At 61.6% G+C, this 25,732-nt stretch carries 21 protein-coding genes; 16 read left to right on the top strand and 5 right to left on the bottom strand.

Annotated elements, in window-relative coordinates; all coding sequences use genetic code 11:
- The first annotated feature begins 1 nt into the window (after position 1).
- The 3 genes from ACFOGH_RS17895 to glpK all read left to right on the top strand — a co-directional run bounded on the left by ACFOGH_RS17895 (position 2) and on the right by glpK (position 4,117).
- Positions 2-403 carry a DUF2160 domain-containing protein gene (locus ACFOGH_RS17895; RefSeq protein WP_380074532.1) on the top strand — a complete coding sequence of 134 codons (402 nt, stop codon included), beginning with the start codon at positions 2-4 and terminating at the stop codon, positions 401-403.
- A 70-nt stretch (positions 404-473) separates the two neighbouring features.
- Positions 474-2,195, top strand: coding sequence for an ABC transporter substrate-binding protein (locus ACFOGH_RS17900; RefSeq protein WP_380074533.1), 1,722 nt, complete (start codon positions 474-476; stop codon positions 2,193-2,195).
- A gap of 437 nt (positions 2,196-2,632) precedes the next feature.
- Positions 2,633-4,117: a glycerol kinase GlpK gene (glpK, locus tag ACFOGH_RS17905; RefSeq protein WP_380074534.1), complete on the top strand. Its 1,485-nt coding sequence runs from the start codon at positions 2,633-2,635 to the stop codon at positions 4,115-4,117.
- Between the two features lie 38 nt (positions 4,118-4,155).
- On the opposite strand, the gene ACFOGH_RS17910 is transcribed toward glpK, so the two are convergent.
- From ACFOGH_RS17910 to ACFOGH_RS17925, 4 genes are read right to left on the bottom strand one after another with little or no spacing between them, the layout of a single operon-like run.
- Positions 4,156-4,359 (bottom strand): YgaP family membrane protein, encoded by a 204-nt coding sequence (locus ACFOGH_RS17910; protein ID WP_380074535.1) that lies wholly within the window; start codon positions 4,357-4,359, stop codon positions 4,156-4,158.
- 50 nt (positions 4,360-4,409) lie between these two features.
- Positions 4,410-5,693, bottom strand: coding sequence for an NAD(P)/FAD-dependent oxidoreductase (locus ACFOGH_RS17915; protein ID WP_380074536.1), 1,284 nt, complete (start codon positions 5,691-5,693; stop codon positions 4,410-4,412).
- A gap of 24 nt (positions 5,694-5,717) precedes the next feature.
- Positions 5,718-8,885 carry an efflux RND transporter permease subunit gene (locus ACFOGH_RS17920; RefSeq protein ID WP_380074537.1) on the bottom strand — a complete coding sequence of 1,056 codons (3,168 nt, stop codon included), beginning with the start codon at positions 8,883-8,885 and terminating at the stop codon, positions 5,718-5,720.
- Positions 8,882-9,871, bottom strand: a complete 990-nt coding sequence (locus ACFOGH_RS17925; RefSeq protein ID WP_380074538.1) for an efflux RND transporter periplasmic adaptor subunit — start codon at positions 9,869-9,871, stop codon at positions 8,882-8,884. Before ACFOGH_RS17925 ends, ACFOGH_RS17920 begins: the two co-directional genes overlap by 4 nt.
- Positions 9,872-10,137: 266 nt before the next feature.
- Between ACFOGH_RS17925 and ACFOGH_RS17930 the strand changes: the two genes are divergently transcribed.
- The 8 genes from ACFOGH_RS17930 to ACFOGH_RS17965 all read left to right on the top strand — a co-directional run bounded on the left by ACFOGH_RS17930 (position 10,138) and on the right by ACFOGH_RS17965 (position 18,343).
- A complete protein-coding gene (locus ACFOGH_RS17930) occupies positions 10,138-11,295 on the top strand; it encodes a nuclear transport factor 2 family protein (RefSeq protein WP_380074539.1) in 1,158 nt (385 codons plus the stop codon).
- A gap of 195 nt (positions 11,296-11,490) precedes the next feature.
- A complete protein-coding gene (locus ACFOGH_RS17935; protein ID WP_380074540.1) occupies positions 11,491-12,744 on the top strand; it encodes an ABC transporter substrate-binding protein in 1,254 nt (417 codons plus the stop codon).
- 68 nt (positions 12,745-12,812) lie between these two features.
- Positions 12,813-13,844: a carbohydrate ABC transporter permease gene (locus ACFOGH_RS17940; RefSeq protein WP_380074541.1), complete on the top strand. Its 1,032-nt coding sequence runs from the start codon at positions 12,813-12,815 to the stop codon at positions 13,842-13,844.
- 1 nt (position 13,845) lies between these two features.
- On the top strand, positions 13,846-14,718 hold the full coding sequence (locus tag ACFOGH_RS17945) for a carbohydrate ABC transporter permease (protein ID WP_380074542.1): 873 nt from the start codon (positions 13,846-13,848) through the stop codon (positions 14,716-14,718).
- A 3-nt stretch (positions 14,719-14,721) separates the two neighbouring features.
- A complete protein-coding gene (locus ACFOGH_RS17950) occupies positions 14,722-15,768 on the top strand; it encodes an ABC transporter ATP-binding protein (protein WP_380074544.1) in 1,047 nt (348 codons plus the stop codon).
- 60 nt (positions 15,769-15,828) lie between these two features.
- A complete protein-coding gene (locus ACFOGH_RS17955; protein ID WP_380074545.1) occupies positions 15,829-16,848 on the top strand; it encodes a LacI family DNA-binding transcriptional regulator in 1,020 nt (339 codons plus the stop codon).
- The gene (locus tag ACFOGH_RS17960; protein ID WP_380074546.1) at positions 16,845-16,988 is read left to right on the top strand and encodes a hypothetical protein; all 144 of its coding nucleotides are present in this window, start codon (positions 16,845-16,847) and stop codon (positions 16,986-16,988) included. The genes ACFOGH_RS17955 and ACFOGH_RS17960 overlap by 4 nt, the downstream gene beginning before the upstream one ends.
- Positions 16,985-18,343 carry an amidase gene (locus ACFOGH_RS17965; RefSeq protein WP_380074547.1) on the top strand — a complete coding sequence of 453 codons (1,359 nt, stop codon included), beginning with the start codon at positions 16,985-16,987 and terminating at the stop codon, positions 18,341-18,343. The genes ACFOGH_RS17960 and ACFOGH_RS17965 overlap by 4 nt, the downstream gene beginning before the upstream one ends.
- A gap of 1,301 nt (positions 18,344-19,644) precedes the next feature.
- On the opposite strand, the gene hisD (ACFOGH_RS17970) is transcribed toward ACFOGH_RS17965, so the two are convergent.
- Positions 19,645-20,943: a histidinol dehydrogenase gene (gene hisD, locus ACFOGH_RS17970; protein ID WP_380074548.1), complete on the bottom strand. Its 1,299-nt coding sequence runs from the start codon at positions 20,941-20,943 to the stop codon at positions 19,645-19,647.
- 251 nt (positions 20,944-21,194) lie between these two features.
- On the opposite strand from hisD (ACFOGH_RS17970), the gene hisD (ACFOGH_RS17975) reads away from it, so the two are divergent.
- Genes hisD (ACFOGH_RS17975) through ACFOGH_RS17995 form a run of 5 tightly spaced genes read left to right on the top strand, consistent with a single transcriptional unit; the run spans position 21,195 to position 25,724 of the window.
- Positions 21,195-22,505, top strand: coding sequence for a histidinol dehydrogenase (hisD, locus tag ACFOGH_RS17975; protein ID WP_380074549.1), 1,311 nt, complete (start codon positions 21,195-21,197; stop codon positions 22,503-22,505).
- Positions 22,502-23,266 (top strand): SDR family NAD(P)-dependent oxidoreductase, encoded by a 765-nt coding sequence (locus tag ACFOGH_RS17980; RefSeq protein ID WP_380074550.1) that lies wholly within the window; start codon positions 22,502-22,504, stop codon positions 23,264-23,266. Before hisD (ACFOGH_RS17975) ends, ACFOGH_RS17980 begins: the two co-directional genes overlap by 4 nt.
- A gap of 15 nt (positions 23,267-23,281) precedes the next feature.
- On the top strand, positions 23,282-24,250 hold the full coding sequence (locus ACFOGH_RS17985; protein WP_380074551.1) for a cupin domain-containing protein: 969 nt from the start codon (positions 23,282-23,284) through the stop codon (positions 24,248-24,250).
- Between the two features lie 3 nt (positions 24,251-24,253).
- Positions 24,254-24,937 (top strand): alpha/beta fold hydrolase, encoded by a 684-nt coding sequence (locus tag ACFOGH_RS17990; protein ID WP_380074552.1) that lies wholly within the window; start codon positions 24,254-24,256, stop codon positions 24,935-24,937.
- Between the two features lie 7 nt (positions 24,938-24,944).
- Positions 24,945-25,724 (top strand): HpcH/HpaI aldolase family protein, encoded by a 780-nt coding sequence (locus ACFOGH_RS17995; protein ID WP_380074553.1) that lies wholly within the window; start codon positions 24,945-24,947, stop codon positions 25,722-25,724.
- Positions 25,725-25,732: the final 8 nt, after the last annotated feature.

Genomic DNA, 25,732 nt, shown 5'->3' on the forward strand with positions numbered 1-25,732 from the left:
TATGACCACCTCACGCTGGAACACCATCTTCGCCACCACCGCCGCCGCCATGGCAGCCGTGCTTGCTTTCCTGATCTGGGCCACACCGCGCAATGACGAAGGCTTTCAATGGTTTGACCCGATGATCCCCGGCGGCTGGATGGCTTGGACCTTCCCGGTTGCCCTGTTCTTCTACATCATCGCAGCCCTGCTGATCACCTTCACCCTGCTGGCGATCCGCTATCCCGAAACACCCCGCCGCGGCATCCTCACCATCGAAACCACGCGCGGCGACCGGCTGTTCATCACCCTACTCGGCTCGGCCTTCATCAATCTGGCCTGGCTGTTCTTCTTCGGCGCACCGCTGACTTGGGCGCTGATCCTCTGCCTCGTCTATGCCTTTGCGGTATTCCGCTGGGTCTGACGGCAGCCGAACCACCCCGGCGGGCGACTGCCGGGCAAACAACGACGCTCAACATTCTGGGAGGAATCGAATGAGACTGCGCACAACATCCACCGCCATGGCGCTTGCGCTGATGGCCTATGGCATGCCGGCCCTTGCCGACATGGAAGCCGGAAAGGCATTCCTTGATAAGGAAATCGGCGATATGTCGGTGCTTTCGCGCGCCGATCAGGAAGCCGAACTGCAATGGTTCGAAAACGCCGCCAAGCCTTTCGCCGGGATGGAGATCAAGGTTGCCTCGGAAACCCTGACCACCCACGAATACGAATCCAAAGTGCTGGCCCCGGCCTTCACCGCGCTGACCGGCATCAAAGTCACTCACGACCTGATAGGCGAAGGTGACGTGGTTGAAAAGCTGCAAACCCAAATGCAGTCGGGCGAAAACATCTATGACGCTTATATCAACGACTCGGATCTGATCGGCACCCACTGGCGCTATAAACAAGCCCGCAGCCTGACCGAATTCATGGCAGGCGAAGGCAAAGACGTGACCAACCCCGGTCTCGATCTGGCCGACTTCATCGGCACCAAATTCACCACAGCCCCCGATGGCCAGCTTTATCAACTGCCCGACCAGCAGTTCGCCAACCTCTACTGGTTCCGCTACGACTGGTTCAACGATCAGAAAACCAAAGACGATTTCAAAGCCAAATACGGCTATGATCTGGGCGTTCCGATCAACTGGTCGGCCTATGAAGACATCGCTGAGTTCTTCACCGGCCGCGACATGACCTATGCAGGCGGGCCGGACAAGGTCTATGGCAACATGGACTACGGCAAGAAAGACCCGTCGCTTGGCTGGCGCTACACCGATGCGTGGATGTCGATGGCCGGTATGGGCGACAAGGGCGAGCCGAACGGTCTGCCGGTTGACGAATGGGGCGTGCGCGTTGACGAAAACTCGCGTCCCGTCGGCTCTTGCGTGGCCCGTGGTGGTGCGACCAACGACGCAGCCGCTGTTTATGCTGTGACCAAAGCGATTGACTGGCTGAAGAAATACTCGCCGCCAGAAGCCGCAGGCATGGTGTTCGGCGAAGCAGGCCCGGTTCCGGCCCAAGGTCAGATCGCCCAGCAAATGTTCTGGTATACTGCCTTCACCGCCGACATGGTGAAACCCGGTCTGCCGGTGATGAACGAAGACGGCACGCCGAAATGGCGGATGGCGCCTTCGCCGCACGGCGCTTACTGGTCGGAAGGCACCAAGGTTGGCTATCAGGACGTGGGCTCGTGGACGTTGATGAAATCGACGCCGCTGGATCACGCTCAGGCAGCTTGGCTCTATGCCCAGTTCGTCACCTCGAAAACCGTCGATATGAAAAAGTCGGATGTCGGCCTGACCTTTGCGCGTCAATCGACCATCGACAGCCAGCACTTCACCGATCGCGCCCCGAAACTTGGTGGTCTGATCGAGTTCTACCGCTCGCCCGCACGGGTTGCATGGTCGCCCACCGGCACCAACATCCCGGATTATCCGAAAATGGCGCAGCTGTGGTGGCAGAACATCGGCGACGCCATGTCGGGTGAGAAAACCCCGCAGGAAGCGCTGGATGCCCTCTGCGCCGAGCAGGAAAAAGTGCTGGGTCGGCTTGAGAAAGCTGGCGTTCAGGGCGACATCGGTCCGAAGCTGAACGAAGAAAAAGACCCGCAGGTCTGGCTGGATGAACCCGGCTCGCCGGTGGCAAAACTGGAAAACGAAAAGCCGCAGGGCGAGACGATTGCCTATGACGAGCTGATCAAGTCGTGGCAGAAGTGATCTGACAGGCTGACAACTGGTGGCGGGGTGCAAGCCTCGCCCCTTTTTCGTTGGTGGCTTCCACGCGGGCGGGCCGGGCTTCTTGCCCGATTTGGCCGCAGACAAATCGGGCCGCGCCTGCCTGCCCTCGGCAGGCGCGTTTCCGCGCCCGCCCAGTCAGGCGCGCCCCGATTTCCAACCCGACGGGTTGCGGCACAACGCCCCTTGCTCAACGGCTTCCAGCCTTATGAGCAATGAACCGGAAAACTCTGCCCCGCAGAGTTTTCTATCGGTTCAGGCCGCAGGAAACACTGTTCCCCCAACTGCCCGACTGCTCTACCCTGCACTTCCTAAAATCGCTCAACCGTTAAAAATCCGCTAAAACCACCACCCCAACCCCCTGACATACCACAACAAAAAAATGTCCCGCGCTGGGACCGCACCACCCCGGAGGCCACATGACCCACATCCTTGCCATCGACCAAGGCACCACCTCGTCCCGCGCGATCCTGTTTGATGCGGGCCTGAAAGTGGTCTCCTCCGCCCAACAAGAATTTCCCCAGCACTACCCCCAACCCGGCTGGGTCGAACATGACCCCGCCGATCTCTGGGCCACAGTCGCCGCCACCACCCGCGCCGCCATCGAGAAATCAGGCCTGCCTGCCCGCGACATCGCGGCCATCGGCATCACCAACCAACGCGAAACCACCCTGCTGTGGGACCGCGCCACCGGCCACCCCCTGCACAACGCCATCGTCTGGCAAGACCGCCGCACCGCCGACACCTGCACCGCCCTGAAAGACGCAGGCCACGAGGCGATGATCACCGCCCGCACCGGCCTGCTGCTCGACCCCTACTTCTCCGGCACGAAACTGAAGTGGCTGCTGGACACGATCCCCAACGCCCGCGCCCGCGCGCGTGCCGGAGAACTCGCCTTTGGCACCGTCGACAGCTACCTGATCTGGAACCTCACTGGCGGGCGCACCCACGCCACTGACGCCACCAACGCCGCCCGCACCCTGCTCTATAACATCGCCGAGGGCCGCTGGGACGCCGACATCTGCGCCCTCCTCGACATCCCGATGCAACTGCTGCCCGACGTCCGCGACAGTTCTGCCGATTTCGGCCTGACCCGCGCCGATCTGTTCGGCCACGAAATCCCGATCCTTGGCGTCGCAGGCGATCAGCAAGCCGCCACGGTGGGGCAGGCCTGCTTTCAACCCGGCATGATGAAATCCACCTACGGCACCGGCTGTTTTGCCCTGCTGAACACCGGCGATAAAATGGTGCCGTCAAAGAACCGCCTGCTGACCACCATCGCCTATCAGTTGGACGGCAAGCCCACCTACGCGCTGGAAGGCTCGATCTTCATCGCGGGTGCTGTGGTGCAATGGCTGCGCGACGGGTTGAAAATCATCCGCGACGCCCGCGAAACCCAACCCCTCGCCGAAGCCGCCGACCCCGCGCAAGACGTGGTGCTGGTGCCCGCCTTCACCGGCCTTGGCGCACCCTATTGGCGGCCCGATTGCCGGGGTGCCGTGTACGGGCTGAACCGCAACTCTGGCCCCGCCGAACTGGCCCGCGCCGCGCTGGAAAGCGTCGGCTACCAGACCCGCGACCTGCTCGAAGCCATGCGCGCCGATTGGGGCGTCGCCGCCGAGGGCATCCTGCGGGTGGATGGCGGCATGACCGCCTCGGATTGGGCGATGCAGTTTCTGTCCGATATCCTCGGCGCAGCCGTAGACCGCCCGGTGATCACCGAAACCACCGCCTTGGGCGCTGCCTATCTGGCGGGACTGAAAGCCGGAATTTGCCCGACCCCTGCCGAATTCCAGAAATCATGGGCGCTGCAACGCCAATTCCTGCCGCAAATGAGCGCCAGCACCCGCGATGCCAAATACGCCCGCTGGACCCGCGCCGTCGCGGCCACAATGACCGTGTGACGCCCGACCTAAAAGGTGCTGGAACGCCAGTCTGCGCTTTACTTGAACGCGCAGCCTGGCTTTATCCCCAAAGCGCGAAACACCGTGGCGGCAGGGCAAAATCCGGTGATGGCAGACTGGATCAAGTTGACCCCGATAAACACCGTCAGCAGCAAGAAGCCCTGCGACACCCAATAGGTCAGCGCCACCGACAGCAGCACCATCAGCCCCGCAAACACCAACACCGCGCGATCAATCGTCATGGTTTTCTCCTTTCAGCAATGCCGGAAGGGCGAGAGCCCCCCGGCAAAGGTCAGCCGTTTTTGGTTTCTTTCAGCTTGTCGATACCCAGGGCTTTCAGCGCCAGCGTTTCATAGAACGGCTCGGAAACCCCTTTGCGCAGCTTGCGGATGAAGTATTTCTCAAACCCAATCTTGGCCATGTGGACCCATTTGCCACTGGACGACCAGTTGACGTTGCGCGGCGGAATCTGCGGCTGGGCCACGAACGCCACGCCGCCGTCACCGAAATCGGCAAGGCAGACGGCGTTCCACGTCCCCACCTGATCGGGCACGCGGCCACGCACGAGGTTGCCGATGTTATGCGCGGTTGCCGTCACCATCGACTCAATCATGAACCCGGTTTTCGGCACCCCGACAGGCACCGGCGTTGCGGCCAGCGGAGGAATGGCCACACAAACCCCGACTGCGAAAATCTCGGGGTATCTCGCGTTCTGCTGATGCTTGTCCACCAAGGTAAAGCCGCGCGGATTGCTCAGGCCCTCGATGCCCGCCACTGGCTTGATGCCGCGAAACGCTGGCAGCAACATCGAAAACGCAAAGGGAAGCTGGCGTTCGGGCTTTGCCACACCATCCTCTCCAACTTCCTCGACCAGCATTTGCCCATCTTCGACCTTTTTCACCCGCGTCGACGTCAACCACTTGATGTGCTTGGCGCGCATCTCGGACTCGAGCAGCCCCTTGGTGTCGCCCACGCCATCAAGCCCTAGATGCCCGATATAGGGTTCAGAGGTGACAAAGGTCATCGGCACACGATCCCGCACTTTGGCGCGGCGCAGGGCAGTTTCAAGGATGAACAGATATTCATAGGCCGGCCCGAAACAGCTTGCCCCCTGCACGGCACCGATAATCACCGGGCCGGGAGTCTTGATCAACGCTTCAACAACTTTGGCAGCCTTTTCGGCGTGATCAACGTGACAGATGGATTGGGTAAAGCCGTCGGGGCCAAAGCCCTCAATCTCGTCAAAGGCCAGTTCGGGCCCGGTTGCGATCACCAGATAATCATAGCTGATGCTTTCACCGTTGATCAGGGCGATGCGCTTTTCGTCGGGATGCAGCCGCTCGGCGGCCACCGGGATGAAGGCGATGTTCTTCTTCGCCATCACCGTGGCCAGATCAACAGTGATTTCGTCCCGCCCCCGCCACCCAACCGCCACCCACGGATTAGACGGGACAAAGTGATAATGCGCATCCTTGGTAACGACCGTCACGCTATCTTCCGCGCGCAATTGATCGCGTAACTCGTAGGCCATCAAGGCCCCACCCAAGCCCGCACCCAAAACAACGACATGTGCCATTTTTCATCCTCCCTTGATAAATGGTCAGGTTTTGAACACCCGATAAATCGCGGGGATGACCAGAACCGTCAGCAGGGTGGAGGTCAGCAGCCCGAACAGCAGCGAGATCGCCAGCCCCTGAAAGATCGGGTCGGCAAGGATCACCGCCGCACCGATCATCGCAGCCACGGCGGTCAGAAAAATCGGCTTGAAGCGGATGGTCCCGGCATGGATCAGGCTTTCAACACTCACCGCGCCCTCGCCCCGGATGAAATCCACCAGCAGGATCGAGTTGCGCACAATGATCCCAGCCAGCGCGATAAACCCGATCATCGAGGTTGCCGAAAACGGCGCGTGGAACAGCCAGTGACCAACCATGATGCCCAAGAAGGTCAGCGGAATTGGCGTCAGAATGACCAGAGGCAGGCGGAACGATCCGAATTGCGCCACCACCAGAATGTAGATGCCCAGCAACGCCACGCCAAAGGCAGCCCCCATGTCGCGGAACGTCACCCAAGTGACCTCCCATTCGCCATCCCACAGCAGCACCGGGCGGCTTTCGTCATCGGGTTGGCCATGCAGCGCGATCTCGGGCGCGCCGGGGATTGCCGCAAGCGCGCGACCCACGGCGAGCATACCGTAAAGCGGTGCCTCAAAATCGCCCGCCAGTTCCGCCGTGACCATTTCGGCGGCACGCCCGTTGTGGCGAAAGATTGGGAAGGATGCAGCCTCGGTCTGCACCTTCACCACATCGCCCAACTCCACCACCTCACGCGCGCCGGGCAGGGTGTTGGCCGGGATCGGCGTGGTCAGAAAACGCTCGTCCATCACGCGGTCGGATTTGGCGCGCTGAATGATCAGCGGCAGCGGATAGCGGCCCTCGCCGCGATGCGAATAGCCCACCACCTGCCCACCGTTCAGTGCCGCGATGGTGTCGAACACATCCTGTTCCTGCACGCCGAAATATTCCAGATCATCGGTCGAAATCGTTGCCCGCAACCGCCGCGCCTGCGTGCCATAGCTGTTGTCCACATCGACGATGAACGGCACCGCGCGAAAGGCGGTCTCGACCTGCAACGCCGTCGCCCGCCGCGTGGCCGCATCGGGGCCATAAATCTCGGCCAGCAAGGTCGCCATCACCGGCGGCCCCGGCGGCGGTTCCACCACCTTGACCGAAGTGCCCGCAGGCAGGGCCAGCGCGGCAATCCGCGCCCGAATGTCCAGCGCGATCTGATGGCTGGTGCGGTCGCGCGCGCCCTTTGGCAGCAGGTTGACCGCAACCTCGCCCATCTGCGGGCTGGCGCGCAAATAGGTGTGGCGCACAAGGCCGTTGAAATTGGCAGGCGACGCGGTGGCAGCATGGGTCTGCACCGAGGTGACTTCCGGCAAAGCCAGCACCGCCTCGCCGATCTGCTGTGCCACCCGATCCGTCGCCTCGGTCGCAGCGCCTTCCGGCAGGTCGATCATCACCGAAAGCTCGGATTTGTTGTCAAACGGCAAAAGCTTGACGGTGACATCCTGCGTGTAAAGCAAGCCAAGCGACCCAAAAGACAAAGCGGCCGAGATCAGCAGGAACAACGCCGACCGCCGTTTGCTGGCCAGCACGGGCCGCGCCAGCGCCACATAGGTGCGCTCCATGATGCCAACATGCGCTGTGTGGCTGACCTGCGCCCTGCCCGCGATCTTGACCATCAGCCAAGGCGTGATGATCACGGCGACAAAGAACGACAGGATCATCGCCGCCGAGGCATTGGCGGGAATGGGCGACATGTAGGGGCCCATCAAGCCGCTGACAAACAGCATCGGCACCAGTGCGGCCACCACCGTCAGCGTCGCCACAATCGTCGGATTGCCAACCTCGGCCACCGCATCGACAGCCGCCTGCGCGCGGGGCCGGGTATCCGCCATGCCCCAATGCCGCGCGATATTCTCGATCACCACGATGGCATCATCCACCAGAATGCCAATCGAAAAGATCAGCGCAAACAGGCTGACGCGGTTCAGCGTGTATCCCATGATCCAGCTTGCAAACAGCGTCAGCAGGATCGTCACCGGAATGACAATCGCCACCACGATGCCTTCACGCCAGCCAATCGCCAGCAACACCAAAGCGATGATCGAAACCGTGGCAAGGCCCAGATGGAACAGCAGTTCATTGGCCTTTTCGTTGGCGGTCTCGCCATAATCGCGCGTCACAGTCACCGCGACCTCATCGGGGATGATGCGCCCCTGCTGCGCCATCACTCGCGCCAGCGCCGCTTCCGCCACCACCACCGCATTCGCCCCGGCGCGTTTGGCAATCGCCAATGTCACCGCCGGGCTGCGCGCGATGCCATGATCGCCGCGGGTCAGGTTGGCGACAATCGCATCGCCGGTATCGGGCACATACGCCACATCGGCCAGATCCGAGACATAAACCGGCCGCCCGTCGCGCGTGGTGACAAGCAGGTTCGCCACCTCAGCCGGGGCAACCAACGTCTGCCCCGCAACCAGATCCACCTGTTCGCCGCCATCGCGCAGCTTACCCGCCGTCAGCGTGCGATTGGCCTGCGCCACCTTCTGCGCCAGTTGTTGCAGCGTCACCCCATACAGCGCCAACCGATCCGGGTCGGGCGCGATGCGGATGGCTTCCTGCCCCTCGCCCACCAGATAGGTCAGGCCGACATTCTCGGTCTTGGCAACCTCGGCCTGCAAGGCCCGCGCGATACGGGTCAGATCGTTTGCCCCCACATCGGCTCCCGGCTTGCCCGAAAGCGTCACCGCCAGAATCGCCACATCATCAATGCCACGCCCGACGATCAACGGCTCGGGGATGCCAACTGGAATCCGGTCCAGATTGGCCCGCACCTTGTCATGCACCCGCAACACCGCATCTTCTGACCGGGTGCCAACCGCAAACCGCACCATCACCAAGGCGCCATCGTCTTGCGTCTGCGAATAGACATGCTCGACGCCCGCGATGCCCTTGACGATCACCTCAAGCGGTTCTGTCACCAGCTTCACCGCATCCTCGGCGCGCAATCCCGGCGCGGCGATGTGGATATCCACCATCGGCACCGAGATTTGCGGTTCTTCCTCGCGCGGCAACGCCCCAAGCGCCACCAGCCCTGCCGCCAGCGCCGCAAGGATGAACAGCGGTGTCAGGGAAGAGGCGATGAAGGCTTGGGTCAGCCGGCCCGCGATACCAAGTGCAGCTTTTATCGGCGCTGTCATGGCTGGGCCTGTGCGGTGGCATCAGTCACAATCCGATCGCCGGCCTGCAAGCCCGACAGGATTTCAACCTGCGCGACACCATTCACCAAGACCTCGACACCCGGCACCACGCTGCGCATGACTGGGCCACCGGCACCGTCCAACATCACAAAATCAAGCCCGCCGCGCGTTAAGATGGCGCTGCGCGGCACCATCAGCGCCTGATGGCTACCCACCGCCAAGCGTACCAACACGCGGGCGTCGAAAAATCGATCAGACAGGTCTTTGACGGCAACATCCGCCACCACCCGGCCATTCTCGATCAGCGGATAGATGCGGGCCAGACGGCCCTCTGCGGCCAGATCGCCGTTTTCAATTTCGATCACATCACCTTCATGCAGCGCGGTCGCCAACCGCTCTGGCACCGACAGCCGCAGAAAGCTGCCGCCAACCGCCAGCGTCGCAACCGTTTCGCCGGGCATCACCACGCCGCCCTTGGCCACAGGCACCTCCAGCACGCGGCCTGCTGCCGGGGCCAGCACCTGACCTTCGGCCTGATTCTGCCGGGTGACGTTCATTTCGGCATCCAAGGCCGCCAATTGCCCCGCCAGCACCTCGGCCTGCGTCCGCAACGCATCCTGCCTTTGCGCCGTCGTCACCCCCTGCCGCAGCAAATCTTCGCCACGCTTCACCTCGGCCAGCGCGTTGGCAAGCTGGGCGGCCAACGCCACCTTTTGCGATTCCAGTGCGGCAAGCTGAAACGCCAGCTTTTCGTCAATAATCATCGCCATGCTTTGCCCGGCCACCACCAGATCGCCCTCGGCAACCTGCAACTCGGTCAAAGTGCCGCCGATTCGTGCCCGCGCTGGCAAGCGATCCCGCGCCTCGATGCGGCCATAGACTGCCTTCCAATCCGTTACAGGGGTTAAAGAAAGCGCCATAGTCTCGGCATATGCCGCTTGGGCGCATACTGCGATAAGCAGGGCGAAAGTTGGGATGATCTTCATGCGGGTGGCTTTCCTTGCCCCGCCTATATATAGTTATATTCGAATATGTAAATATATCATATTTGGTTTCCCCAAGGCGACGACAGCTTGCCCGTTCCACGCCCCAGCCCAACCGCAATGCGCCCCTCGCAAGATCAATTCCAAGGTCAGATCAGTTTTCTATTGCATACGTATGCTTTGAGGTTCATTTTAGCGCCCATCAGGTAAACTCACCCGGCGGCGCATGGGAACGCGCGGGCGAAACAGCGCAAAAGGCGAAAATGGGTATGGCAGACAAGATTGACAGCGCGGCGTCGAAAACCGAAGTCGCGGCCGCACGGTCCGAGAAGGTGTTGCAGGTCGAGCGGCACGATTACCCCGATCTGGCACCCGCCAATGGCAAGCGCACGCAGGCGATGCGGGGGTTTGATCCGATCTACACCGATATCGTGGATTACATCGTGCGCTGCACCCACAAGATCTGGGACGAGCGTGACATCGGTCTGATCTACACCCACTACACCCACAACTGCGTTCTCTACGGCACCACCGGCACGCTTTACACCCGCGAAGAAGTGGTGCGTGACACCATTCAGCGGCTGGTTTCCTTCCCCGAACGCCGTGGCATGGCCACGCAGGTGATCTGGAAAGGTGATGAAAATGCAGGGTTTTATACCTCGCATCTGGTCACAGGCACGGGGCGGCACACCCAGAACGGCCACCTTGGCTATCCGACGGGCCGCATGTTCACCTCGCGCACCATCGCCGACTGCATGATCTATGAAAACAAGATCTACCGCGAATGGGTTGTCGCCGACACCACCGCCATCCTGCAACAACTGGGGCTGGACGTGCAGGCCTATGCCGAGCGGATCGCCAGCGCCGCCTTTGATAAGGGCATGGTTTCATTGGATATTGGCGAAAATCGCCACATGATCGGGCAATATCCGCCCGAAGCCGAAGCCGATCTGTCCATCGCCTCGAATGATCTGGAACGCCACACCCTGCGCTGGCTGCACGATGTGTATAACCGCAAGATGCTGGGCCAGATTGCCGAACTCTACGCCCCCACCGCGCAATATCACGGCCCGCTGATGGCAGAACTCTATGGCGTCGCCTCGATCATCCATCAAACCCTTGGCCTGATCGGCTCGCTGCCCGACGCGGCCTTTACGCCCCAGCACATCTGCACCACGCCTTGCGAAGAAGGCGGCGAAAAGGTTGCGGTGCGCTGGATCATGGAAGGGCATCACTTGGGTTACGGCATCTTGAACCACCTCGGCGCGCCGACCGGCAAGCGGGTGCAAATGATGGGGATCACGCATTTCCATTACAAAAACGGCAAGATTGTCGATGAATGGCGCGTCTATGACGAAGCTTCGGCACTGGTGCAGGTGAAACTGGCACAGATGGCCGACCGCAAGGCGGCCATGCTGGCGGTCTAAGCGCGCAAGCCTCAAAGACTCAGACGGCCCGCCAGCTTGGCGGGCCGTTTGCATTTTCGCCGCACATGGCATTTTTTCCGAGTCGCGATAATATGTTTGCAATCGTATGCAAGAAATGTTTAGCTTCCCGCGCAGATGGGTTCCGGGCTGGCTTGACCAGTCGCAGAGATGAAATCGCCAACAGAGGGGTGCGATATGAAATTGAGAATGACCAAGGCGCTGATGGCTGGCGCTGTAAGTGTAGCAGCCTTGCTGGCAGGTGGCGCGGCTTGGGCAGACTGCGGCATCACCGATGCAGGTTCGGTCCGCATCCTGTCGAATGACTTCGAGGCCCTGCGCATCGTCAACGACGTGGCTGCAAGCTGTGCCACCGCAACGCTGACCGTCACCGCAAACGCCACGGCCGAGCATAAGAACATCCAGGTTCCCGCCCTGTCGGCCAAGCCTGCGGAATACACCGTCGCCGTGGTCGCCAACAACTCGATCGTGCCCCTGATGAACGACGGCCTGATCCGCCCGCTGGATGATCTTGTCGCCAAATACGGCGCCAGCCTGCAACCGAACCAGTTGATCAAGATCGACGGCAAGGTGATGGCGATTGCTTTCATGGGCAACGGTCAGCACCTGTTCTACCGCAAGGACATTCTGGAAAAGGCCGGTGTCGCCGTGCCGACCAGCTATGAAGAAATGCTGGCCGCAGCGCAGGTGATCAAAGACAAGGGCCTGATGGAATACCCGCTGGCCGCCGCGGACAAACCCGGCTGGGATCTGGCTGCCGAGTTTGTGAACATGTATCTCGGCACCGGCGCCAGCTTCTTCGCCGATGGTTCGGCAGAACTGGCGATTGATAACGACAACGGCCGCAAAGTGCTGGAAACCATGCGGGCGATGACCACCTTCATGAACCCCGATTATCTGACCTATGACGCAACCGAACTGAACAAGGTCTGGGATGCGGGCAAGGTCGCGATGATGAACCAGTGGGGCTCGCTGGCTGCGGCTGCGATTGACCCGGCAACCGCCAGCGCCGAAGTCGCCTCCGGCACCGCGTTTGCCGCCGCACCGACCATCAACGGCGGCACCATTCCGGCAGCAGCTTTGTGGTGGGATGGCTTCACCATCGCCGCCAACATCTCGGATGAAGATGCAGCGGTGTCGTTCCAGGCCATGGTCAAAGGCATCAGCCCGGAAACCGTTGCGGCGCATCCCGGTGTGGCAACCTGGCTGGTCGCAGGATACGAGCCCGGCCCGACTGCCGTCGGCGTGATCGGCAATGCCAAGGGCGGGGCCAAGCCCTACCCGATGCAGCCCTACATGGGCCTGCTGCACACCGCGCTGCAAACCGAACTGGCTGATTTCATCGCTGGCAAGGAAGACGCAGATCAGGCACTGGCGGATGTGAAATCGGCCTATGACACTGCGGCGAAAGAAGGCGGCTTTCTGAAGTAAGCTTTCGCCCTTGGCTGCAAGGTGGTCTCCCCCGCCTTGCAGCCTGTTCCTTTTGTTCGGAGCCCGCCATGCCGCATCGCACGTTTTTCGCCTTCATGTTTCCTTCACTGCTGGCGATGGTGTTGTTCATCACCTTGCCGATCTTCTCGGTGGTGGTGCAGTCGTTCTTTGTCCAACATGATGCCATTCTGACAACGGTTGAAAACTGCGGCCCCTTTGGCTGCGAAACCGAAACCAAAGTCGATACGGCTGCGATGGCCAAACTGCGCGAAGAGGCCCCGATGGGCAAATTCGCGGGCTTTTCCAACTATCTGAACCGCAACCATCTGGCGGTGGCCGAAGTTGGCGCGATCTTCAGCAATAACAACGGCTTGGGCGACATCGGCGCACGCCTGATGAACCTGCCGTTCTACCGCGCCTTGGCCTTCACCTTGGCCTATTGCTTTTTCGTCACGCCGCTGGCGATGGCCTTGGGTTTTGCGGTGGCGCTGGCAGTGAACACGATCCCGAAACTGCTGCGCGGCCCGACGATCTTTGTCTCGCTGCTGCCCATGATCATCACGCCCTTGGTTGGCTCGCTGATCCTGTCGTGGATGTTCAACCCCGCAGGTATCTTGGGCGCGGGCTTGCAGCACCTGACCGGCGACCCCACCCTTTCGCTGCGCGCCTCGCCTGCGCTGACATGGGCCGTGCTGCTGACCTATGGCGTGTGGACCAACGGTCCGTTTTCTTTCGTGGTGTTCTACGCGGGCCTGCAAACCGTACCGCAAGATACGCTGGAAAGCGCCAAGATGGATGGCGCAACCCGCTGGCAAGCCGTGCGCTTTGTGATCATCCCGCATCTGATGCCGCTCGCGACATTCGTTGCACTGGTGCAGTTGATGGACAATTTCCGGGTGTTCGAACCCATCGTAGGCTTCTCGGCCGAAGCCAATGCAACCTCGCTGTCGTGGCTGGTTTACAACGATCTCGTCAGTCAGGATTCGGCGCAGTTCGGTTCTGCCGGGGCGACATCGGTGATGACGATTATCGGCGTGCTGATCCTGTTGGCCCCGGTCCTGCTGCGCACATGGCGCGATTTTAACCGGAAGGTGGTATAACATGGTGGATCGCCGCCCGCTGGCCCTACGCGGTCTGACGACCGGATTTCTGGTGATCTGGCTGATCGCCGCTCTGTTCCCCTTCGCCTGGACGGTTTGGGGCAGCTTCAAGGTCGAGGCTGACTTCTTCTCGCGCGAAAGCTGGTGGTTCGCCATCGAAGGCACCCGCACTCAGGCCCAGACCGGCGGCAGCTTCACGCTTGCCGGGTATGAAGGCGCGTGGATCAAGAACGAATTCTGGAAACCCGTGATCAACACGCTGATCGTGACAGTGTTCGTCACCTGCATCTCGCTGTTTGTCGGCACCTTGGGCGGCTATGCCCTTGCGCGTTCTGGTCAGCGCTATGCGTTCTGGGTGCTGATCGCGGCATTGGTGTTCCGTGCCATGCCGCATATCACGCTGGTCTCGGGCTACCTGCTGCCGTTCTTCCAGCTGAACATCTGGGGCGTGCTGCCCACCACGATCATCGTGCTGGTCGCAATCAACCAGCCCTTCACCCTGTGGATGCTGCACAGCTTTTTCCTGTCGATCCCCAAGGATCTTGACGAAAGCGCGCTGGTAGATGGCTGCACCCGGTTTCAGGCCTTCCGCATGGTGATCATGCCGGTGATGTGGCCGGGGGTGGTGACAACCGGGCTGTTCAGCTTCCTGTTGGCCTACAACGACTTTGCCGTCACCTCGATGCTGCTCAGTCAAGACAACCAAACCATGATCCCGAAGATCGCAAGTTTCCTCGGGTCGATCCAGAACGAAGGCAACGTGATGTTTGCCGTGGCCGCCGTGGTCTCTGCCACCGTGCCGTTGTTCGTGCTGGTGCTGTTTTTCCAACGTCAAATCGTCTCCGGCCTCACCGCCGGCGCTGTGAAAGGGTAAGTCATGGCGCAAATTCGCCTTGTGAACGTCTGCAAACGCTGGGGCTCGTACGTCGGCGTCGACAACTTCAACCTCGAAATCGCGGATGCCGAGTTTCTGGTGCTGCTCGGGCCTTCGGGCTGCGGCAAGACCACGACGATGCGGATGATCGCAGGTCTGGAAGAACCCTCCAGCGGTGAAATCTGGATCGGCGACCGCATGGTCAACGGGATGGAGCCGAAAGACCGCGACATCTCGATGGTGTTCCAAAGCTACGGGCTTTATCCGAACCTGACAGTGTATGAAAACATCCGCTTCCCGCTGCGGGTGCGCAACGTGCCGAAAGCCGAACACGATGCCCGCGTGATGCGCGCGGCAGAAATGGTCGAACTCGGCCCCCTGCTCGACCGCCGCCCCGCCGCCCTGTCGGGCGGCCAGCGCCAGCGCGTCGCCCTTGCCCGCGCGATTGTGCGCGAACCCAACGCTTTCCTGATGGACGAACCCTTGTCCAACCTTGACGCCAAACTGCGGGTCTCCACCCGCGCGCAAATCAAGAACCTGCACCACACGCTGAAAACCACCACGATCTACGTCACCCATGACCAGATTGAGGCGATGACGCTGGCCGATCGCGTCGTGGTGATGAACAAGGGCGAGGTGCAGCAAGTCGGCACCCCCACCGAAATCTACGACCGCCCCGCCAACACCTTCGTCGCCAGCTTCATCGGCTCTCCGGCGATGAACCTGATTGCGGGCCAGTTGGCCAACGGTGCCTTCACCGCCGAGGGGATGCAGGTCTCGGGCGTTGCCGGCAACGGCCCCGCCACCCTCGGCTTCCGCGCCGAGGATGCCACCGTCGTGACCGAAGGCGGCAACATCTCGGCCCCGGTCTACGCGATGGAACTGTTGGGCGACGCCACGCTGGTTTCCGTCCGCATCGGCGCGGCGCTGGTCTCCGTCCGCGCGCCCAAGGATTTCCGCATCGAAATCGGCAGCCCGCTGCAAATCCGCGTGCCGCTGTCCGTCGTGCATCTGTTTGACGCCACCACCGGCGCACGGATCGCAGAATGACAGGCTTGCCCCACACCGCTCCTTTGACGCAAACTGCGCCAAAGCAGGGGGAGTGTTCTGGTGGCCAATGAAAAAGTGACATCGCTCGAGGTGGCAGCGCTTGCCGGTGTCAGCCAATCGGCGGTCAGCCGGGTGTTCACCCCCGGCTCATCCGTCAGCCAGAAAACCGCCGACAAGGTGCGTGCGGCAGCCCTGCAACTGGGCTACCGCCCCAACGTGCTGGCGCGCTCGCTCAAATCCGGCAAAAGCCGTATCATCGGCTTGGTTGTGGCCTATCTGGAGAACTATTTCTACCCCGAGATGGTCGAGCGGCTTTCGACCGAACTGCAGAAAGTCGGCTACCATGTGCTGATCTTTCTGGCCCCGCAAACCAGCGTCAACGTCGATCAGGTGATCCGTGAAATTCTGGATTATCAAGTGGATGGCATCGTGATGGCATCGGTCTCGATGTCGTCTGACCTTGCCGCCCGCTGTCAGGAAACCGGCATCCCGGTGGTTTTGTTCAACCGCGCGCATGAGGATAAGAACCTCTCCTCCGTCACCTCCGACAATTTCGCCGGCGGCAAGGCCTTGGCCGATTACCTCTGCGCCACCGGCCACAGCCGCATCGCCTATATCGCGGGCTTTGCCGGGGCCTCGACCCAGGCCGACCGTGAGGCAGGCTTTCGCGCAGGGCTGGCCGAGGCGGGGCAAGAGCTGTTCGCCCGCGCCGATGGCAATTTCGATTACCGCACCGCGCAGATGGCCGCGCGCACCCTGTTTGCCACCCAGCGCCGCCCCGATGCGGTGTTCGTCGCCAATGATCACATGGCCTTCGCGGTGATGGATGTGCTGCGGTTTGAACTCGGCCTGCGGGTGCCCGAGGATGTCTCGGTTGTCGGCTTCGACGATGTCCCCCCCGCCGCATGGCCCGCCTATAACCTCACCACCTATCGCCAGCGCGTCGATCAGATGGTGCAGGAAACCGTCGACATGCTGATGACATGGATCGCCGCCGATCAGCCGAAAGTATCCCGCGTGGTGCTGCCGGGCGAACTGGTGATCCGCAGCTCTACCCGCCGCATCGGGATCGCACGATGACCGAAGCCACCTTCCGCGCCCGCTTGGTCGCCTTGGGCCTGACGCTGGATGACAAGGCCTTCGCCGCCGCTTGGGCCGGGGCGCAGCACCTGCGGGCCGAGATCGCCCGCGTTGAAAAATGGTTAGCATCCCAGTTATGACCGAAGCCCTCGACCTGCCCCTGCAAGACGTCGCAGCCGCCCTGCGCGCAGGCACCCTCACCGCCCGCGCGTTGACCGAGGCTGCGCTGGCCCGCTGTGCCGCCCGCAATCCGCATCTGCACGCCGTCACCCATCTGAACCCGCAGGCCTTGGCCGAAGCCGACCGCGCCGATGCCCTGCTGGCGGCAGGTCAGGCTGGCCCCTTGTGCGGAATCCCGTTTCTGGTCAAAGACTTGATCGACGTGGCAGACCTGCCTGCCACCAGCGGCTCGGCCGTGCTCGCAGGCCGGATTGCCGATGCCGATGCCCCTGCCGTCGCCCTGCTCCGCGCCCAAGGCGCGGTGGTGCTGGGCAAGGTCGCGACCTACGAATTTGCCATGGTCGGCCCCGATCTGACCCTGCCGGAACCGCCCGCGCGCAACCCGTGGAACCGCGCGCATATCACCGGGGGGTCGTCCTCTGGCTCGGCCTCGGCGGTGGCGGGGGGCCTTGTGCGCATGGCGCTTGGCACCGATACGGGTGGGTCAATCCGCAGCCCTTCGGCCTATTGCGGCTGCGTCGGGCTGAAGCCCAGCTACGACCGCGTCGCGCGCGCCGGGGCCTTCCCCCTCTCGCCCGCGCTTGATCACACCGGCCCGATTGCCGCCTCGGTCGCCGATGCCGCGCTGATGCTGGATGCGATCACCGCCGACCCCTCCGCATGGCGCCCCGCCAGCGGCAAGCTGGCCCAAGGCGCGCGCGGCCTGCGGATCGGTTACGCCCGTGATTGGTTCGCGGATGATCCCCAAGCCGCCCCCGCGCTGATCCGCGCCATGGATGATGCCGCCGCACAGCTTTCCATGCTGGGCGCCAGCATCACCCCAATCACCCTGCCCGACTACGCGCCCTACGAGGCCGCCGCCTCGGTAATCCTGCATGCCGAGGCTTTGGCCGAACACCGCGATCTGATCCGCGACAGGGCCGCACTTTATGGCCGCCCGGTGCTGCAATGTCTGGCCTTCGGGGCGGCGATTGGTGACGATGATCTGGCGCAAGCCCGCCTTGCCCAAACCAGCCTGACCGCCGCCATGCTGGCGGCGATGGACGGCTTCGATCTGATCCTGACCGCCACCACCCTGACGCCTGCGCTGCCGTTTTCCGCCTTCGATGGCGAAAAAGCGGTGTGGACACCGATGCGCACCATCGCCTTCAATCTGACAGGCCAACCCGCCATTTCCGTGCCAATCGGCTTTGACGCAGGCCTGCCACTGGGGATGCAACTGGTGGGCCGGATCGGCTGCGAAGACCTGATCTGCGCCGCCGCCCACGCGTTCGAGCAGGCCACCGACCATTCCTGCCAGCGGCCAAGCTTCTAACTCCATTTCCACTTGATGATCCCGCAGGGGGTGTGCCAGCAGAGTCCGCAGCAACGAGCTTTTGCGTGATGGCATCGACTATAAGCGCCCGCTCCGTCCCACATAGCGGCCACGCTTTGCTCGGTCCAGCGCCGCTGGCATGGGCCGACAGCCAGATCGACGTGAAGAGCCCATTGCGGCCATTCGCATTCAATAAGACCCACAGTGGCGGCGCGTAGGGGCCCGAAGCGACAGCGAAAAGTTTGATGTCTTTTGCATTTTCGGAAGCTATACCCAAGCGTTGACGTCTTCCGCTTTAGGAGCGCAGTGTATGGCCAGAGTTACTCTTTCGATCCCAGAAGGTTCCCCTTGGTGGCCATTACCTGACAACCTGGCCGAGGCATACACAGAAGAACTCAGAAAAGAAATCGGGCCCGAGCACTTTCTATTCCAATCCCTTAGTGAGTTGAAAGTGATTGCGAAATGCGACGCCAACGACGATGTATTGGTGGCTAAGATCGCCGACGCTAGCAGCTTTTACCTTGTGCATCTGACGTGGTCGGGGAAACACGACCAAATGCCGAGTAGATTTCCGTCCGCCAGCATCGTTCAAACGGATGACCTAATCCAGTTGTTCTTAGACTACCAATGACGATCTCTGCCGGGAACGGCGAAGTTGTCCGCATAGCTGTCCTCCGCTGCAAGCGCGCATTTCGCTATCAGGTCGGATCGCGGCAGTTTGGCAGCGACTTTCACATTCGTCGGCTCACGGCAAAATCACTTCCCAGACGCCTGGCGGCTTAATTGTGACGCAGCATCCAGTTTCGTATTTCTATCAGTTTATTATCGCCAACTGGGACGGTGTTTTCTTTCTGGAAAGCGCTGTTCCCAGTTCCAGCCGACCAAAGCCCAGTCCAATGCGCCCAAATCCCGCCAAACCCCTGTATTAAAGTCTTATTTTATGGGCGTTTAGACGGTGCTTTGCCCGCTACGTCCAACCAGACCGCAAGGCCGTCGCAGACCCCGCCGAAGGCCATTTTCCGCGCCTCGGCAAACTTCATCACGCGCAAACCTTCACGCCCCCTGCATCCCCTTTAGCCCCCGTAATCACGGCGCTTCTCACCACTTCCCAGATGTTCCCACTTTTCTGGACGTTACTCTGTAATCGCACAAGGGGGTGCGGGGGGACATCACGTCCCCCCGCCAGCGCTGGCCGTTGCGACGGGCAGTTCAAATGCAAACCGGCCCTAAACCACAACATGTTGTGGTTTAGGGCCGATAAAGCTTACAAAGGCACAAGTCATTCCCAGATGGGAAAGCGATTACCCGCGCTGCATCCGATCCAGACGCAGTTGCGCCGCCCGGCGATGGCCCTCAAGCCCTTCGCTCGCCGCCTGCCGCGCTGCAGGCGGTGCCACCTGATCCACGCCCTGCGGCTCCAGCCATTGATGCGTGGCGATCTTCACATAGGCCCCCACCCACAAACCGCCGGTATAACGCCCCGCCGCCATGGTCGGCAGCGTGTGGTTGGTGCCCGAACATTTGTCGGAATAGACCACAGAGGCCAATTCCCCGATGAACAACGACCCATAGTTACGCAGCTTTTTCGCAAACCCATGCGCATCAGCGGTATGCACTTGAAGGTGTTCCGCCGCGATGAAATCCGAATAGGCAATCATCGCCGCTTCATCCTCACACACCGCGATCTCGCCATAGTCGCGCCAAGCCGGTTCCGCGACATGGGCGGTGGACAGGGTTTTCATCTGCTTTTCCACCTCGGCCACCACAGCCTCAGCCAGCGGGCGATGCGTGGTGATCAAGCCGACACGCGTGCGCACATCATGCTCTGCCTGCGCCAAAAGGTCGGTCGCGATCATCTCGGCATCGCCGGTCTCATCGGCCAGAATGTAGATCTCCGACGGCCCCGCAAGCTGATCAATGCCCACCGGCCCAAACACTTGCCGTTTGGCCTCGTTCACAAAGGCATTGCCCGGCCCCATGATCTTCATCACCCCCGGCACGGTTTCGGTGCCAAACGCCATCGCCGCAATCGCCTGCGCCCCGCCAATGCGGAAAATCCGATCCGCACCCGACAGATGGCACCCCGCCACCATCGCCTCATGTGCATTGGGCGGCAAGCAAGCGATCACTTCAGGCACACCCGCCACCTTGGCCGGAACAATGGTCATGATCGGCGCCGACAACAACGGGAACCGCCCACCCGGCACATAGCAGCCCACACGGTCAATCGGAATCACCCGATGCCCCATGAACACACCCGGCAGCGGCTCGACCTCCAGCGGCAGAATCGTCGCCAGTTGCGCCTCGGCAAAGCGACGCACGTTGGCGATGGCGAATTCGGTGTCCTTGCGCGTCTGCGGATCAAGAGCCGCGACCGCCGCCTCACGCTGCGCTGGCGTCACCTCGAACACCTGCAAATCCGATTTGTCGAACTGCGCGGAATATTCCCGCACCGCCGCATCGCCACGCAGCTTCACATCGGCAAGGATCTTGGCCACCAATTCGGCCACCGGCTTGTTATCGCTTTCGGCATTGCGGGTGGGTGCCTTCACCCAGGAAATCTTGGCGGCAGGATAGGCTTCGGACAGGTTCGACATCATGCTCCTTTCGGGCCAGCGGGGCCTTTGCTTTGCCAATAAGCTATCCAATCTGCATACGATTGCAAAGCCCTGTTTCACGATCCCACTCATTTTGCCCGCAACCTGCTTAAATCAAAGGGGTTTTGTTTCTGATTAAGCTATTGCGCCATACACACGAGGCGGGTTTTCGCAGAAATCTGCACAAGTGGCTTGCCATCTTGCCCAGCCTTGGTCTATCCATATTGCAAACGTATTCACTGCCGAGGATTGAAATGGCTGTAACCTGGCTCAAACGTGGCAAGCCCGAAACCGAACGCGCCGCCGACGATGCAAAAACCCGCGCCACCGTCGAATCTGTGCTGGCCGATATCGAAGCGCGCGGCGACGCGGCAGTGCGCGATCTGTCGGTGAAGTTCGACCGCTACGACCCGTCCAGCTTTCGCCTGACCCCGTCCGAGATCGAAGCCGCGATGCAAAAGGTCAGCGCCCGCGATATGGAGGACATCCGTTTCGCGCAGACCCAGATCCGCCGCTTTGCCGAAGCGCAGCGCGCCAGCATGACGGATATCGAGGTCGAGACCCTCCCCGGCGTCTTCCTCGGTCATCGCAATATCCCGGTGCAATCGGTCGGATGCTATGTGCCGGGTGGCAAGTTTCCCATGGTTGCCTCTGCGCATATGTCGGTGCTAACCGCATCCGTTGCGGGCGTGCCGCGCATTGTCGCCTCGGCCCCCCCGGTCAATGGTGCGCCGCATCCGGCGATTGTGGCCGCGATGGCTTTGGGCGGCGCGCATGAAATCTATGTTCTGGGCGGGATGCAGGCGGTCGGCGCGATGGCGATTGGCACGCAAACCATCAAGCCCGTCGATATGCTCGTTGGCCCCGGCAACGCCTTCGTCGCCGAAGCCAAGCGCCAGCTTTATGGTCGCGTCGGCATTGATCTGTTCGCTGGCCCTACTGAGACCATGGTGATCGCCGATGATACCGTGGATGCCGAACTTTGCGCCACCGACCTGCTGGGCCAAGCCGAGCATGGTTACAACTCGCCCGCCGTCTTGCTGACCAACAGCCGCAAACTGGCCGAGGCGACGATGGCCGAAGTGGATCGCCTGCTGAAAATCTTGCCCACCGCCGCGACGGCCTCGGTCAGTTGGGCGGATTACGGCGAAGTCATTGTCTGTGACAGCTATGATGAGATGCTGTCGGTCGCCAATGACATCGCCTCGGAACATGTGCAGGTGATGACCAACCGCGACGATTGGTTCTTGGAAAACATGCACTCTTATGGCGCACTGTTCCTGGGCCCACGCACCAATGTTGCCAATGGTGACAAGGTGATCGGCACCAACCACACCCTGCCCACCAAGAAAGCTGGCCGCTATACCGGCGGGCTTTGGGTTGGAAAGTTCCTGAAAACCCACAGCTATCAGCGCATCACCACCGACGCCGCCGCAGCCGAAATCGGCGCCTATGGCTCGCGCCTGTGTATGCTGGAAGGTTTCGTCGGCCATGCCGAACAGTGCAACATCCGCGTGCGCCGTTACGGCGGGCAGAACGTGCCTTACGGAGCGGCAGCCGAATGAGCTTGCCGCGCACGCCATCCTTCCGTCTTGATGGCCGCCGCGCCTTGGTCGCGGGGGCGTCGTCTGGCATCGGGTTGGCCTGCGCCGTGGCATTGGCCGAACAGGGGGCCGAAGTTTCGCTTTGCGCCCGCCGTGCTGGTGAGCTGGCGGCATTGGTTGATGAATTGCGGGCCGAGGGTTTTGTGGCCCACGCCCTACCGCTGGACATCACCGATACCATGACGACTGAAGCCGCATTGGCAGCCCTGCCCGCCTTCGACATTCTGGTGAACTCGGCGGGTGGTGCGCGCCACAGCCCGGCGATTGAGACCACACCCGAGGATTTCGATTTCGCCAGCAACCTGAACCTGCGCGCCGCCTATTTTCTGACCCGCGCCGTTGCCGCCCGGCTGATTGCCGAAGGCAAACCCGGCAGCCTGATCAACATCACCAGCCAGATGGCGCATGTCGGCGGTATCGACCGCGCAGTTTATTCCGCCACCAAACACGCCGTCGAAGGCATGACCAAAAGCATGGCGATTGAATGGGGCAAGCATGGGGTCCGCGTGAACACCATCGCCCCGACCTTCATCCGCACGGCCCTGACCGCCGCCACCTTCGCCAACCCCGAACGTGCAGCGTGGATCGCCAGCAAGATCAAACTGGGCCGCGTCGGCGAAGTCACCGACATCATGGGGGCCGTGGCCTTTCTGGCCTCGGATGCCGCCAGCCTGATCACCGGAACCTCTCTTCTTATCGATGGCGGCTGGACCGCCGATTAACCGCAAAGGTGCCCTATGACTCCGCAAGAAATGGAAGCCCGCATCGTCCGCTATGGCGATCTGCGCCCCTGCAAGACCGCGTTTATCGACGCGCATACGCCGGGATCAAACCGCAAGGAAAACTTCACCATCATCGGTGGTGGCGTTTCGGAAAGCCCGGATCAGCACGTGCATATCCGCGAAACGCCTGGCTTTAACATCGGGGCGGCAGGTCAACCGCCGGGTTGCCGCAACTCGCTCCACACCCACCGCACCGCCGAAGTGTTCTTCGTGCTGAAGGGCCGCTGGCGGTTCTTCTGGGGCCGCTATGGCACGGCTGGCGAGTTCATTGCCGAGGAAGGCGACATATTCAACATCCCCACCGGCATCTTCCGCGCCTTTGAAAACGTCGGCACCGATTACGGGATGATCATGGCCGTGTTGGGCGGCGACGATGCGGGCGGTGGCGTGGTCTGGGCGCCGCAAGTGATCACCGACGCCAAGGATTACGGCTTGATCCTTGGGAAGAACGGCAAGCTTTACGACACCAAGAAGGGCCAGAACCTGCCCGAAGGCGTTGTGCCGATGCCGCTGTTGACCGAAGAAGAGTTGAAAGCCTTCCCCGAACCCACCACTGCCGAAGTGATCCCGAACTGCGTCGCGCGCTATTGGGACTTGATGGCTCTGTCTGATCGTCAGCCCGCCAAGGTGATCGGTGCGGAAGGCAAGCTGCGCGACCGTCCGGGGTTTGAGGTGGAATTCCTGTCGCGTAACTCCATTCCAGACACCACCTACAGCCTTGATCAGCATGAGATTCTGATGCCGATGCGCGGCCACTGGCGGCTGAGCTGGGCGGGCGGCACCACGGCTCTGAATCCCGGCGATACCGCTGCGATTCCGCCGGGGCTGGAGCATAGCCTTGCACCCGCGATGACCGGCGAGGCCTCGCTCTACCGGGTGATCAGCACCGAAGATGCGGCGGGTGCAACCGGGCGGTTGCTGTAAACCATGCTACTGCTGATCCCCGGCATGATGTGTGACGCGCGGATGTGGGGCAAGCTTGCAGGCTTGCCCCCGGTGCTGCACGCCGACATCACGGGGGCCAGCACCGGCGCCGACAGCGTTCAAGCGCTGGCCACCGCCATCCTGCAAACCGCCCCCGACAGCTTTGACCTTGCAGGCCTGTCGATGGGCGGCATCGTCGCGATGGAGGTGCTGCGGCAAGCACCGCAGCGTGTCAGGCGTCTTGCCCTGCTCGACACCAACCCCCGCGCAGAACTGCCAGAGGTGCAAGCCCTGCGCGCGCCGCAGATCGCCCGCGCCTTCGCTGGCGATCTGGCAGGCGTGATGGCTGACATGATTCCGCGCTATTTCGCACAGCATCAAGAAACACTTGCCAATCTATGTCTGGATATGGCGCTTGACCTTGGCCCGCAAACCTTCGCCCGCCAGTCCCGCGCCTTGCGCGACCGTCCCGATCAGACCGCGACCCTCGCCACGTTCAAAGGCCCTACTTTGGTGCTGATGGGCGCGCATGATCAGCTTTGCCCGCGTGACCGTCATGATCAAATGCACGCAGCGATGCCACAATCGCGGCTGACAATCATCCCCGATGCAGGTCATATACCGCCATTGGAAAACCCGCAGGCCACGCAAACCGCTTTGCGGAACTGGCTTGATCAACCGTGTTAGGAACCGCATGACCCCGCTGCACCAGCTTTTCGCCACCGGAACCAAAGCCGTCAACGGCTGGTGCGCGATCCCGTCACCGATCACCGCCGAGATCATGGCGCGGCAGGGCTTTGATCTGATGACGATTGATCTGCAACATGGGCTGATTGATTATCAATCCGCCCTCACCATGCTGCAAGTGATGCAACCCCTGCCCGCCCCGGTGATGGCCCGCGTGCCGTGGAATGAACCTGGGATCATCGCGAAAACGCTGGATGCAGGCTTTGCCGGGTTGATCTGTCCGATGATCAATACGCCCGATGACGCCAAACGCTTGATGCAGGCCACCCGCTACGCACCCTTGGGCGCGCGGTCTTTTGGCCCCACCCGCGCCAATCTGGTACATGGCGCAAACTACGCCCAAACCGCCAACACTGCCGTGTCCGTCTTTGCGATGATCGAAACCCGCGAGGCGCTTGGCAATCTGGATGCGATCCTTGCGGTGGAAGGCATCGACGGCGTCTACGTCGGCCCGTCTGACCTTGCGCTGTCGATGGGCTACCAACCCACGCTAGAGCCGACCGCTACCGAAGTGCTTGACGCGATTGCCGAAATTGCCACCCGTGCCAAAGCCGCAGGGCGTTGCGCCGGGATTCATACCGGCTCGCCCGAGATGATCCGCCGTATGTTCGCGCAAGGCTATGATTTCGCCTCGCTGCTGACCGACGCACGGATGTTCGCCTCTGCCATCGCCACGCAGTTGGCAGCGGTGAAGCAGACCAGTGTCGAGACGGTGAAGGGCTACTAAAGCCCCAC

Origin of the sequence: Cypionkella sinensis (assembly GCF_042646385.1) — a bacterium.
Classification (GTDB): domain Bacteria; phylum Pseudomonadota; class Alphaproteobacteria; order Rhodobacterales; family Rhodobacteraceae; genus Cypionkella; species Cypionkella sinensis.